At 62.9% G+C, this 12436-nt stretch carries 12 protein-coding genes; 5 read left to right on the top strand and 7 right to left on the bottom strand.

What is annotated here, in order from left to right:
* Positions 1-509 precede the first annotated feature (509 nt).
* Both OUZ30_RS10810 and OUZ30_RS10805 read left to right on the top strand, forming a co-directional pair.
* Positions 510-1133, top strand: coding sequence for an OmpA family protein (locus OUZ30_RS10810; RefSeq protein ID WP_266182329.1), 624 nt, complete (start codon positions 510-512; stop codon positions 1131-1133).
* A gap of 363 nt (positions 1134-1496) precedes the next feature.
* Entirely contained in the window at positions 1497-3374 is a 1878-nt protein-coding gene (locus OUZ30_RS10805; RefSeq protein ID WP_266182328.1) for a potassium transporter Kup, read from the top strand.
* 69 nt (positions 3375-3443) lie between these two features.
* Here the strand turns inward: OUZ30_RS10805 and OUZ30_RS10800 are convergent, their stop codons facing one another.
* A complete protein-coding gene (locus OUZ30_RS10800; RefSeq protein ID WP_266182327.1) occupies positions 3444-4346 on the bottom strand; it encodes an META and DUF4377 domain-containing protein in 903 nt (300 codons plus the stop codon).
* 290 nt (positions 4347-4636) lie between these two features.
* Between OUZ30_RS10800 and OUZ30_RS10795 the strand changes: the two genes are divergently transcribed.
* Together OUZ30_RS10795 and OUZ30_RS10790 are read left to right on the top strand one after the other, a co-directional pair.
* Entirely contained in the window at positions 4637-4885 is a 249-nt protein-coding gene (locus OUZ30_RS10795) for a hypothetical protein (RefSeq protein WP_266182326.1), read from the top strand.
* Positions 4886-4906: 21 nt separating this feature from the next.
* Positions 4907-5575: a TolB family protein gene (locus OUZ30_RS10790; protein ID WP_266182325.1), complete on the top strand. Its 669-nt coding sequence runs from the start codon at positions 4907-4909 to the stop codon at positions 5573-5575.
* 114 nt (positions 5576-5689) lie between these two features.
* On the opposite strand, the gene OUZ30_RS10785 is transcribed toward OUZ30_RS10790, so the two are convergent.
* Genes OUZ30_RS10785 through coxB form a run of 4 tightly spaced genes read right to left on the bottom strand, consistent with a single transcriptional unit; the run spans position 5690 to position 10575 of the window.
* Entirely contained in the window at positions 5690-7015 is a 1326-nt protein-coding gene (locus OUZ30_RS10785; protein WP_266182324.1) for a ferredoxin reductase family protein, read from the bottom strand.
* 31 nt (positions 7016-7046) lie between these two features.
* Positions 7047-7385 carry a hypothetical protein gene (locus OUZ30_RS10780; protein WP_266182323.1) on the bottom strand — a complete coding sequence of 113 codons (339 nt, stop codon included), beginning with the start codon at positions 7383-7385 and terminating at the stop codon, positions 7047-7049.
* A complete protein-coding gene (gene ctaD / locus OUZ30_RS10775; protein ID WP_266182322.1) occupies positions 7382-9919 on the bottom strand; it encodes a cytochrome c oxidase subunit I in 2538 nt (845 codons plus the stop codon). The genes OUZ30_RS10780 and ctaD overlap by 4 nt, the downstream gene beginning before the upstream one ends.
* On the bottom strand, positions 9916-10575 hold the full coding sequence (coxB, locus tag OUZ30_RS10770) for a cytochrome c oxidase subunit II (protein WP_266182321.1): 660 nt from the start codon (positions 10573-10575) through the stop codon (positions 9916-9918). The genes ctaD and coxB overlap by 4 nt, the downstream gene beginning before the upstream one ends.
* A gap of 81 nt (positions 10576-10656) precedes the next feature.
* Between coxB and OUZ30_RS10765 the strand changes: the two genes are divergently transcribed.
* Positions 10657-11169 (top strand): DUF2231 domain-containing protein, encoded by a 513-nt coding sequence (locus OUZ30_RS10765; RefSeq protein ID WP_266182320.1) that lies wholly within the window; start codon positions 10657-10659, stop codon positions 11167-11169.
* Here OUZ30_RS10765 and OUZ30_RS10760 read toward each other — a convergent pair.
* Positions 11133-11645: a HemJ family protein gene (locus OUZ30_RS10760; RefSeq protein ID WP_266182319.1), complete on the bottom strand. Its 513-nt coding sequence runs from the start codon at positions 11643-11645 to the stop codon at positions 11133-11135. The two genes, OUZ30_RS10765 and OUZ30_RS10760, sit on opposite strands and share 37 nt — an antisense overlap.
* Positions 11642-12367, bottom strand: coding sequence for a cytochrome c oxidase assembly protein (locus OUZ30_RS10755; protein WP_266182318.1), 726 nt, complete (start codon positions 12365-12367; stop codon positions 11642-11644). The genes OUZ30_RS10760 and OUZ30_RS10755 overlap by 4 nt, the downstream gene beginning before the upstream one ends.
* Between the last annotated feature and the right edge of the window lie 69 nt (positions 12368-12436).

Genomic DNA, 12436 nt, shown 5'->3' with positions numbered 1-12436 from the left:
GCGACACATGCTCATGCGTTCCTCGCCATGTCGTGAACGGGCCGGTCAACAGCCCATGATGGGCCCATCGTAGCGCCTCATGTTCACGTTCCCTCATGCATGGTTTTCGATTCCGCGGCCAGGGACGATTCGGGTCAAGGGTCGGCGCGACCACGGCCAGGGCTCGAGCGGATAGTTCAGAAATGGTGCATTAACGAGGCGCCACGGCGGCCATCAGGCCCCGTCAAACAGCATGCATATTCACGCCAGCTTGCCGTCTCATAGCGCATGTTTCGCTCGACGCGTTCCCGACGAGTCACGCTTCGCGAGCGTCGCAAATTCGTGCGACCCAGGGGGTGGTTCAGGTCGTTGTGATTTGTTGCATGTTCCCGGCGGGCCGCGCTTCGCGAGCGTCGCAGCGGTGTAGAGGCATAGCGCGTGCAGTGGATGTTCTTTCTTGCTGAGCCACCTTGCGCGCTCCTGATATCGGCATGCCCGTGAGCATGCCGCCCAAGAAGAGGAGATCGATCATGGTACGCGTGAGCTCTCGAATCGGTTACGGGTTCGTGTGTGTATGCGCTATGGCGCTCGGCGGCTGCTCAGATTTCGTCAAAAAGGCCGATTTCGACACCGCCATTACGGAATTACGGAACAACGACCAAAGGCAGCAGCAGGAAATCGATGCTATCAAGCAGGAGATGCAGCAGCGGTTCGCCAAGTACGATGCGGCGATCGCCGAGATGCAGGGTCGTATTCGCGTTGACACGATTGCGCTTTTCGACACCGACAAGGCGGACTTGCGCGACCAGGACAAGGCACTGCTCGATGATTACGCGAAAGTGCTGAAAGAGCACCACTCCAATGCACTGGTTACCGTCGAGGGTTTCACCGACCCATCCGGCTCGGCAGGTCACAACTACAGGCTGGGCATGCGGCGTGCGGAAGCGGTGCGCAATTACCTGGTGCAGACGGGCGGGCTTGCCGACAGCCAGGTGCGGGCAGTGAGCTATGGTCAGGCGAAGAATCGACAAGTGGTAGCCGGAGCCTATGGCGAAAAAGGATTACCCAATCGTCGTGTGGCACTGGTCGTCGATTTCAACGGCAATGCAGAGAGCGCACCCGCTGCGAGCAATACCGGCAATAGCAGTGGCTGAGTAGTTCGTCTTGCACCTGCCTATGGAGTCGCTGGTGCGACATTTGTCCTGATGGCAAAGGCCGCCATGTGGCGGCCTTTGGCTGCGTGCCGTGCCAGCGGATGGCTTCGATGCACCGAATAGTCGGGCCAGCCTTTTGCCTGAGCGTGCGTGGGCGTCCTCCGAGCGTGCGCGCTTCACGCGCGGGTGGCGCCGTGCTTCTTGCACGGCATCTCTTGCGGAGCGGTCATTGTCTGGAATGTCTGCGGCGCCATTTCTGGTGAAGGCGCGCGGGTCCGGCGTTTCACTGTCCCTCTCTATATTGAGTGTCACCCAGGGGCAGTACGCTGCCGCCTTATTCGTTTGGCGTCGATCAGGTGCCCCGTGAGCCAGGATTCCACATCGAGCCCCTGGAAGAAGCCCTCGACACTGGTAGCTGGTGTCGGGGCCCTTGGTGTGGTCTTCGGCGACATCGGCACCAGTCCGCTCTACACCTTCAAGACGGTGCTGGATTTGACTGGCGGTCATTCCGCGCAAACCATCTTCGGGGTGATTTCGCTGCTGATCTGGACGCTGATCATCGTCACGACGGTGAAGTACGCCGGCTTTGCCATGCGCATCGACAATGACGGTGAGGGCGGTATCTTGGCCTTGATGGCCCTGCTTGGCGTAAAGCGACGCAAGCGCCCGGCGATCGTGGCTGCTGGCTTGTTCGGTGCCGCGCTGATTTATGGCGATGGTGCGATTACGCCGGCCATCTCGGTGTTGTCGGCCCTGGAAGGTTTGAATATTGCGGCACCATCGGTACAGCCCTATGTGTTGCCGCTAACCGTGGTGATCCTGCTGGCCCTGTTTGCACTGCAGCCCATGGGGACCGCGAAAATCGGGCGCGCGTTTGGTCCCATCATGGCGATCTGGTTTCTGACCATGGCGGTGCTTGGCGTGTGGGGCATTGTGCGGCATCCGGGGATCCTGTGGGCGCTAAACCCGTATTACGCGCTGACCTACCTGGTGCACGGAGGTCGTGGCGCGTTTCTGGTGCTGGGTGGCGTGTTCTTGTGCGTGACGGGTGCGGAAGCTTTGTACGCGGACATGGGTCACTTTGGCGCAGGTCCGATCAAGCTGGCATGGTCGTCGCTGGTGTTTCCGAGTCTGGTGCTGAACTACGCGGGGCAGGGCGCCATCGTGCTGGAAGGCGCGCCGACGGAGGGGAATATTTTCTACCATCTGTGCCCTGCATCGCTGACACTGCCACTGATCATTCTCGCGACCGTCGCCACCATCATCGCCAGCCAGTCGATCATCACCGGCGCGTTTTCCATGACGCGGCAGGCGATCCAGCTTGGCTGGATGCCACGCCTGAGAATTCGGCAAACCTCGGGTGAGGGTTACGGTCAGATCTACGTGGGCGGCGTCAACTGGATACTGATGCTGGTAACCATTGGCTTGGCACTGGCTTTTCGCAAGTCGGAAAACCTCGCCGGCGCCTACGGTATCGCCGTGTCTGCCACGATGTTGATGACCACGGCGCTATTGTTCATCGCGATGCGCGAAATCTGGAAGTGGAACCTCGTCGCGAGTGGTGCGGTGGCCGGCTTGTTCTTCGTGGTCGATGCCGCCTTCTTCTCGTCGAACATGATGAAGCTGTTTGAGGGCGGTTATGTACCGTTGCTGCTTGCGGCCATGGTCTATCTCATCATGTTCGTGTGGCACAAAGGCATCAAGGCCGTGGCAAACCGGCTTGACGAGAATCCCGTGCCTATCGACGCGTTCCTTAGCGACATGGCGGAGTCCGGGGTATCTCGCGTGCCTGGCACAGCGGTGTTCCTGACGCGTGCCCGCGCCACGACACCTCCGGTAATGATTTGGTACGTCAAGCACACCCACGCCTTGCACGCGCGCGTGCTGGCCGTAACCCTGGATGTCGCGTCGACACCTTACATCGCGGCAAAAAATCGCCTGACCATGGTGGAGTTGGCACCGAATTTCTGGTCGATCACGGCGAACTACGGCTTCATGCAAAAACCCGACCTGCCGTCCTTGATGTCGCAGATCGCCGCCTGTGGCTGCCCTATCGATACGCACGAACTCACTTATTTCACCGGCATGGAAAAGATCGTGCCGCGGATGGACGGCCGCGGTCTGCCGCGTTGGATGGTGTCGCTGTTCAGCGTGCTGTTGCGCAATAGCACGCGCCTGACCGACTACCTGCACGTGCCGCCGGGCCAGGTGGTGGATATAGGACGGCAGGTGTCGATCTGAGGGCTAAGCCATTGGCACGAACCGCGGCTACCTGCACCCCGCCTGCCACGTGCGGGCGGGGTGATTTCATCACTGCGCGACCTTCTCCGACTCCACCACCAGATCCAGTACATATGCGGAAGACGGTGCATTGGCGGGCGGGTTCTTGATGGTAAAACGCTTCACGCGCAGCACGTTGCGAATGCCCGGTTCGTGGGTATAGCCCTCGATCTGCTGATTGAGCGGGCGCCACTCGCCTGGCGTGCCGCTCGCCAGGCCGTGCTCATCAAAAAAGCGATCGCGCACTTGCAGGCATGGCCGGTTGCCAAGCACGGGATGGTTGGCCAATACGGGATGATTGGCCGGCACGGGGCCGTTGCATGGCACGGTTTGCGCGGCCACTTCAAGGAAGGCCGTGACGCCCGGACCGCCGAATCGCGTCTCCGCCGTCGGCACGCCGGTGAAGCTCAACGTGTCGCCGCTGTCGGTGATCAATTGCAGGTGGGGTGTGGCGCTCTCGGCTTGCAGGCTCAATTTCAGGCTGCCCTGGAGGCGCTGGCTGATGGCGCCGTCTAGCGCGGCGAGGCCGGGTTCGACGCAGGCCATCCTGCTCTGCATCATCGTGCCTATCTGCAGTCGCCCGTTCTCGACGCTGTAGCCGCCGCCCATGACGTTGCAGCTGTTGATGACGTTGATACGGCCGCCGTTAAAGTCCAGCTGCACCGGCTTGTCGGTACGGACGAACAGCGCATCGATGCGTTTGCCGCTGGTATCGGTGGCGTCATTGAGTTGCCAGTGATAGCGGCCGAGCAGGCTGGTATCGGTCGGCGCCGCCGTCGTTGCGGCAGCGGCTGGCGCCGTCATTGCAACCGGTGGTGTCGCTGCAGCCGTGGCCGCGCTCGCTGTGGTCGTCGAAGAGGCAGGGGCCGTCGATTGCGGTGATTGCGAACAGGCGGCGAGCGCGAGCGGAAGAACGAGCAGGCGGTATTTCATGGGGTATCTCCGTTGAAGAGGGCGGAGTTGCCAGGTTTGCGCGGGGTTGTCGGTGGCGGGGACGTCGCGTCCGGCGATTCCAGGGTGAAAGATCGATGTGTCCTCGTCTTCGAATAGTGAAGGGGCAGGGGCCCCCAACCTGCGTGCCTCGCGCCAGGGTTTCCGTGACCATCGACAGGTTCCGCGTATCTTCGTGAATCCAGCCGGTATGCTTCGCCGCTATCGATTCACTTGAGTGCTCGACCGTTCAGTGGTGCCGCCTTCCTTCCGTGCCTGGCCAAGGACACACCATGCTCCGCCACGTGTTCAGCAGCTTGCTTGCCTTGAGCGTCGTGCCGGCCTGGGCCGCCGATGCAGCACCCACCGTCTTCGCTCCCGGCGTGATTTCGGGCCCTTTGCACGATAGCGCGCCGGCATTCACACCGGATGGCAAGACGGTGTTCTTCTCACGCAGCGATGGGCCACACTCAAGCATCCTGGTCAGCCATCTCAAGCGAGGCCACTGGTCGCCACCCTCGACGGCGCCGTTCTCCGGGTAGTGGAGTGATATGGAGCCGAGCATGTCGCCGGATGGGCAGGCTCTGGTGTTTATCTCCAATCGACCGAAGGACACCGGTGGCAAACCACTGGATGGCTTCTTCATGGGGCGCAGCTTCCCCGGCGCCGGAGGTAATCTCTGGAGGGTGACGCGCCAAGGTGGTGGCTGGAGTGTGCCGGTACGCCTGGCCGACATGGTCAATCGCAGCGACTCCAGTTTTGCACCGAGCGTGGCGGCTGACGGCGCGCTGTATTTCATGCATCCCGCGGAAGATCCGACGCACTTCCGGCTTTATCGTGCTGCCTATATGGGCGGTGTTTACCAGGAGCCACAGCCGTTGCCATTCAGCGATGGCACGACGACCGACGTTGACCCGGCAGTCGCGCCGGATGAGTCGTTCGTCGTGTTCGGTTCCAATCGCGCACCGGCACGCCAGATCGATCTGTTCATCGTGTTTCGTGATCACGGACAGTGGGGTACGCCCATACATCTGGGCGATGTAGTGAACAGCGCGGGCTCCGATGCCGAAGCGCGCCTGAGCCCTGATCATCGCACGCTGTATTTCGCCAGCGATCGCCTTAGCGACATGCCTCCGGGTGCTACACGCGCCGATTGGGATAACGGCAAATACAACATTTGGCAGGTGTCGTTGGCGCCCTGGCTGGACGCGCATGCCAAACTCGCGAGGTGAAGACAAGCGCTAGGTGCTTACCCGCACGAAGGCAAACACGAGGGCCAGAAGGACGACGATGACGCCGGTGGCGACGACGAGTCGATCGGCAAATAAGCGGCGCATGGAAACCTCCTAGACGAAGCTGTAGCGCTCCGAGTGGTATTTGGCCAGCGGCACTTTCATCTCGCCCAGTGCACGTTCGATCGCGTCCATCATCACGTTCGGTCCGCAAATGAAATACTCGTGATCGGCGTAGCCCGCTGGCAAGTGGCGCTGGAACAGGTCGGCATTGATGTAACCGCTTTCGCCGGTCCAGCCTTCGGGTGGCTGCGAGAGCACGTGGACGACGGTCAGGTGGAGACGGGACTTCATCGTTTCCAGTTCTTCGCGGAAGCTGATCGACTCCCAGTCCTTGCTGCCGTACAGCAGGATCAAGGGGCGCTGGTCGCCGCGGTCGGCCAGGGTGCGGATCATGCTCATCATCGGCGTGATGCCGATGCCGCCCGCAATCAATACGTGCATGTCGGCCGGGTTGCCGATGGTGAAGGCGCCATAGGGTCCATCGAGGTAGACGCGTTGCCCGACGGCTACCGTCGGCACGGCGCTGGTGAAGTCGCCCAGTTTGCGTATGGACATCTCGACGCGCCCGTCGCTGACTTCGGCGCTCGACGAGAACGAAAATGGGTGACCGGTGATCTTGAACGGGCTGCCCCATAGCGTCAGCCAGCCAAACTGGCCGGGGCGGAAACGAAAGCCGGCATGGCCATCGGGTCGCATGACCAGGGTCGTGGTGTCGCCGCGTTCGCTCCTCACTTCGGCGACGCGGTAGGGCCGGCGCAGCATGAACAGGGGTTTGATGATGCGCACGTAGAGCAGCAGGGCGATCCAGAAAATCGCCATGCCCAGCCACAACGCTCGCTTCCATGGATTGACCAGGTAATAGCCCCAGGCCACCATGTGCGCCATACCGGCGGTCACCGCCGTCAGTGCAAGCACGATGTGCGTGAGGTGCCAGGTTTCGTAGCTGATCTTCAGTCGGGTGCGCCACAGTGCCATCACTACCAGCAGGATCAGCGAGCCGATCGACAGTCCCGCAAAGACCGCGCCCAGCGGGAGTTCAGGGATCGACTGCGGAAGCACCATCGACTCCGAGCCCACCGCAAGCAGGATGATGGGATGCGCCATGACCAGGCTGACTGCAATAAGCGAAACCCGGCGATGAAAGTGGTAGATGACGTCTTCGCCCCAGGGCTCGGTCACGTAGCGAAAGCGCGCCGTGAGCCCGAACTGCAGGCCCATGATGGCCAGCCCCGAATAGCCGAGCGCGATCGAAAACTCCGTGCCGAAACCCCGGCTGGGCGGTAGCGCGCGGGTCAGCAAGGCGAACAGCGGGGCGAGGATGAACAACAAATAGATGGCCGACCAGAGGGCTTTGTGTAGGAGATCGCGTGCCTGCATCGATGTCATCCCCTCGGCAGTGGCCTACAGATCAAATGCAGGTCTTGAGCACCAGTGACGGTGCGAACGTGATGACGGTGGCTACGAGGGCAGCGATCAAGGTCCAGACCACCACCGTCTGCAGGAATACCGCCGCCTGGCCGAGTTCGGGATCGGGTCGGGCCGTGGCCAGGTGACGCCACATCCACGCAATGGCGATCAGGTGCACGAGTAGCACGATGGCGAGGCTCCAGCGTAGCGCCCCCGCCTGCCAGCCGAACGCGCAGCCAATGGCGTGCAATGCATAAAGCACGACCAGCGCGCTGCACCACACCAGGAAGCCTGCCGCCAGCAACCAGAGTCGCCGCGGGGGAACCGGGCGCCCGTTCATGGCCGGGCGCCCAAGGTGGCCACCAGCGCGGGCAGCGCCAGCACCAAACCGAGCGCAATGACGCCGGTGACGGTGGTGTAGTCGAGCCACAGTCGGGTCAAGCGCAGATCAGTCAAGCGTCGTGGCGAAATGAAGCCGGCCCTGATGCGCAGGAGGTTGCTGATCAGGAACAGCAGGCCGATGCCCGCGTGCAGGGCGACAAAGCCAATGAGTGCCCAGGCGGTGGCACCGAGTGCATGTTCATGCGGATGCGGCGTGACGCTGCCGATAAGCCCTACCGCCGCCGTCATGGCCGCCAGCAGCGCGATCGCGGCCAAGCCGATCCAGCCCTGGGCGTTGCTGCCGGCGGATGTCGAGCGAAGCGAACCGCGAGCCGCCGCCGCGGCGATGACGAGCGCGACGATGACGCCCAGGGCCAGCATGCGATTGGCTTGGGGCGCGAGGTTGGACGGCCAGTGCGGTGCGGCAATCCAAAGATAGAACGTGCCGAATATCAGCGAAGTGAACAGCGTGCCGTCGGCGACCAAGGTGCAAATCAAGGCCAGCCATGGCGGCGCACTGGCGACTTCGGTGTGCGGTGGCACACTGACACCGTGACCGATGGGCAGCGGGCCATAGTCGCGCCCGAGGCCCGCACGCTGCCCTGCAAGCACGAACAGACCTAGGGTCACCAACACCATGGCGAGCGACAGCAGGTAAAGCTTGAATAGCATCGCCAGCACCGCGGCGCCGGTGAATAGTGCGGTAATGAGCGGCAGGTACGTGGGCTGAGGCAGCACGATCACCTGATCCGGCTCACCCGATGTCATGTGTACGCCGAGCGCCTCCTGCCAGCCGTTGCGTGCGAAGCCGAGATAGCCTTCGCCGCGCGCCAGTGACAGCGCGAGCTGGTCGGGAGCAACAGGCTCCGAGCCGGTGGCAATGCGAGGAATCGAGGCGAAGGCATAAGGTGCCGGAGGCATCTGCATCGCCCATTCCAGGGTCGTTGCATTCCAAGGGTTGCGTCGAACGCGACGTCCGAAGCGCAACTGCACGATGATGTCGATCACCGCCATGCCGAAGCCGATCGTCATCACGAAGCTACCCACGGAGGACAGCAGGTTCAGCCAGTTCCAGCCTTCATCGCCGCTATAGGTAAAGACGCGCCGCGGCATGCCGAGCAAACCGGTGAGATGCATCATGAAGAAGGTCAGGTTGAAGCCGATGAAGATCAGCCAGAACGCAGGCACGGCGAGCCGGTAGGCGGCCGTGCGCCCGGTCAGCAACGGCAGCCAGTAATAGAACCCGGCAAGCATGGGGAAGGCGAGCGCGCCGGCCACCACATAGTGCATGTGCGCGACGATGAAATAAGTGTCGTGCGCCTGCCAGTCGAACGGAACGATGGCGAGCATGACACCCGTCAGGCCGCCTGCCGTAAAGACGAAGAAGAAGCCGAAAATGTACAGCATCGGCACGTCCCAACGTGGCCTGCCATGAGCCAGCGTGGCGAGCCAGGCAAAGAACTGCACCGCCGTCGGCACCGCCACGATCGCCGAGCCGGCCGAGAAGAATGCCAGCGCGAGATGAGGTATGCCCACGGTGAACATGTGGTGCACCCAGATGCCAAAGCTGAGGAAGGCCAGCGCGATGATCGCCACGACGATGGCCCGATAGCCGACCAGTGGCCGGTTGGCGAACACCGGGATCATCGTGGACAGCGCGCCCGCCATGGGCAGGAAGATGATGTAGACGTCGGGATGGCCGAACAGCCAGAACAGGTGCTGCCATAGCAAGGCGCTGCCACCGCGGGTCGGATCGAAGAAAGGCAGTCCGAAGGCGCGCTCGATCTCCAGCAGGATCGAGCCGAGGATCAGTGGCGGAAACGCCACGATCATCATCATGGCGGTTACCAGGATGTACCAGCCGAAAATCGGCATGCGATCCAGTGACATGCCAGGTGCACGCATCTTGAGCACCGAGACGACGATCTCCATGGCCAGCGATAGCGCCGATATCTCGACGAAGGTGACGCCAAGCAGCCACACATCGGCGTTGACGCCCGGCGTGTAGACGTTGGAGCTCAGCGGCGTATACATGAACCAGCCGCTGTTCGGCGCCACCCTTGCAAGCAAGGAGACGGTCAGGATGGTGCCGCCCAGCAAGTAGCACCAGTAGCCGTAGGCGGTGAGCCGAGGGAAGGCGAAGTCGCGGGTACCGAGAATCTTCGGGGTCAGGTACACCGCGAAACTTTCCACCATGGGAATGGCGAACAGGAACAGCATCATGGAGCCATGCATGGTGAAGACCTGGTTGTAGGTCTCGGCATCCATGAAGTCGCCATTCGGTGTCGCGAGCTGCACGCGCGTCAGCATGCCGAGGACGCCGCCGATGGCGAAGAACACGAACGACGTGATCACCATGCGCAAGCCGATCACCGAGTGATTGACCGCGGCCAGTCGTTGCCATCCCGGGCCGGTGGCCCAGATCTTCTCGAGTTGACGATGCAGCCGCAGAGCCGGTGCACCCTCGGGTGGCTGTTCGACGCTAGCGCTCATGGCTCCGCCTTGGTGGTGGCCGCCGCGCCAGCGAGTGCGGCAGGGTAGTCTGCTGGACGATCAACGATGACGACGAAGTGCATCCTGGCGTGGCCGACGCCGCAAAACTCGTTGCATTGGCCTTCATAGCGGCCGGGCGTGTCGGCCTGGAGCCGCAGGTGGTTCACTTGCCCGGGAACGGCGTCGATCTTGCCGGCGAGGCGCGGCACCCAGAACGCGTGGATGACGTCTTCGCTGCTGACATCGATGTCGACAGGCGTGCCCGCGGGCAGGTGCAGGACGTTGGTGGTCTCCACGTTGCCCCGGTCCGGATAGCGGAACGTCCAGACCCATTGCCTGGCCACAGCCTCGATCCGGGGTGGCGAGTGTCCAGGCAGCGGCAGGAGTCGTTCGCCGGCCAGTAATCCATAACAGAGCAGGGGAAGCAGGATGACCGCGGGAAGTGCCAGGCCGCCCAGCGTGATCCAGCGCGAAGGTGGCAGCCGTGAGCCCCAGCCCGGACGAAGGATCACCAGCAGAAAGAGCGTCAAGACCAGTGCAAAGAGCACGCCGGCGCCCGCCAGCATCACCCACCAAAGCGTCGCGATCGATGCCGCGGATGGCCCCGAGGGATCGAGCGTCGACAGCGGGCCGCTGCAGCCGCACAGTGCGGCCATCAAGCCCGCCTGGACCATCACGTGACCAAGACGACGATGCTGCGAAAACAGCCGACGTAGACGAGGCGAAGGACGACGGTCATGGCGAAGCAAGGCGATTCCGACGGTCAGCCCAGAAGCAAGGTCCTGCTGGAAATGAAGCGGCTGGACGTGGGTTCCGCAGTGGCCCTGGTCGGGCACCCGATCCACGTGATGATGGTGCACTTCCCCGTCGCGTTCGTGGTGGCGACGTTCGGCATCGACATTCTCTACTGGTGGTCGGGTGACGCGTTCTGGGTGCGCGCCGGCCTGTGGTCCGCCGGCATGGCCTTCTGGAGTGGCGTGGCCGCCAGCATCGTCGGCACCGGCGAGCTGCTGTTGGTGCGCGGCATCCGCATGCTGGAAGCGAGCTGGTCGCATGCGGTGGCCGCGATGACCCTGGTCGGCATCGCCGGGGCCAATTGGGGGATTCGCCTGGTCAATCCGGCCGATGTCCTGCCGCATGGACTGGTCGTCTCGGCCATCGCCACGGTGATGGTCGGCTTTGCCGGCTGGCACGGAGGCAAACTGGTGTTCGATCATGGCGTCGGCATCTTGGTTTCGCCGAAGGACTGATGCAGCCATCGGGCCAGTCCGCCGGGCTCGAACAGATGCGCGGCGATCTGGTTGGCATCGATATGCGGCTTGGCCAGCACCACCCAGAGGATGCCTGCAATCACCAGCATGTAGGCGCTGGACAGTGTGAGGTAGGCAAGCCGGCTGAAGCGTCCGTTGGGCAGGAATAGCTGGTGCATCACCAGGCCGGCGGTGACGTGCAGCATGGCCATGATCCCCACCAGCACCATCTTCAGCGAGAACCATTCCTGAAACGTGCGCTGCAGGAAGATCAGCGCGGTGCCGCTGGCGATCGCGATAAATGCAGCGGGCGAGGTCAGTTCGACGAAGACCAGCCGGGTGACGCGATGCAGCTGTTCGAGTTCTTCCCCCGGTTTGAGCAGGCGACGCTGCCAGAACAGAAACGGCAGGGCGATCAAACCACCCGACCACAGGGCGATCGCCGCCAGATGGATGAACTTCAGCGCGGTGGTCATAGGGTGGACTCGCTGGGACGCAGGCTGGTCCAGGCGAGCCAGAGGCCCACGCCCACATAAGGCAGCATGGCCGGCACCCACATCAGTAATCCGGCAAGTTGCTGGTCAACGATGGGCGACAGGCCCCAGGCCGCCGTGCTGGTCAGATGCGCCACGTAAAGCGGCTCGCCCGCGAACACGATGATCGCGCCAAGCAGGCCCATCTGTCCGATCGTGGTGGCCAGGGCCAGCAGGGCCGGCCCGGTCTGCAGCGACGGCGCAAGGATGGCGCGCCACATCAGCCACGCGCTGCCGAGCAGCGACAGCTGCATCAGCCAATACGCCGGTACGCTGGCGAGACCCCAGGTATACGGCCCCGGTGCATGCCACAACCACAGGATGACGGCATGCGCTGCGACCAGAACGGCAAGCGGCACTGGGCTTGCACGCCGCTGCGGAAACGCGCGCGCCAGCAGGGGCGCCACACCGGCGACCAGCAGCATGTGGTGCAGGACGCGCGCCGAAAATAACGCCGATGACAGCGCGCAAAGCGGCGACACGAAGATGACGAACATCAGTGCGATCGCCCCCCAGCCCGCCCGTGAATGGGCCGAACGACCACGCGCTATCACCAAGGCCAGGATGGCAAGTGCGGTGATGACGACCGGGTCGGTATTCCAGCGTGCCCACACATCGCTCGGGATGGCGGCGGGACCACAGTAGGCAATCATCGAACCTGGCATGACACGATGTCCTTTCAGGGTCCGCGCCCCGCGACAATCTGCAGTCAATCCCACGCTTGGGTAACGAGA

The organism is Dyella humicola, from assembly GCF_026283945.1.
Classification (GTDB): Bacteria; Pseudomonadota; Gammaproteobacteria; order Xanthomonadales; family Rhodanobacteraceae; genus Dyella; species Dyella humicola.
Note: the sequence above shows the minus strand (reverse complement) of the source record. Positions and strands in the feature narration are given on the sequence as shown.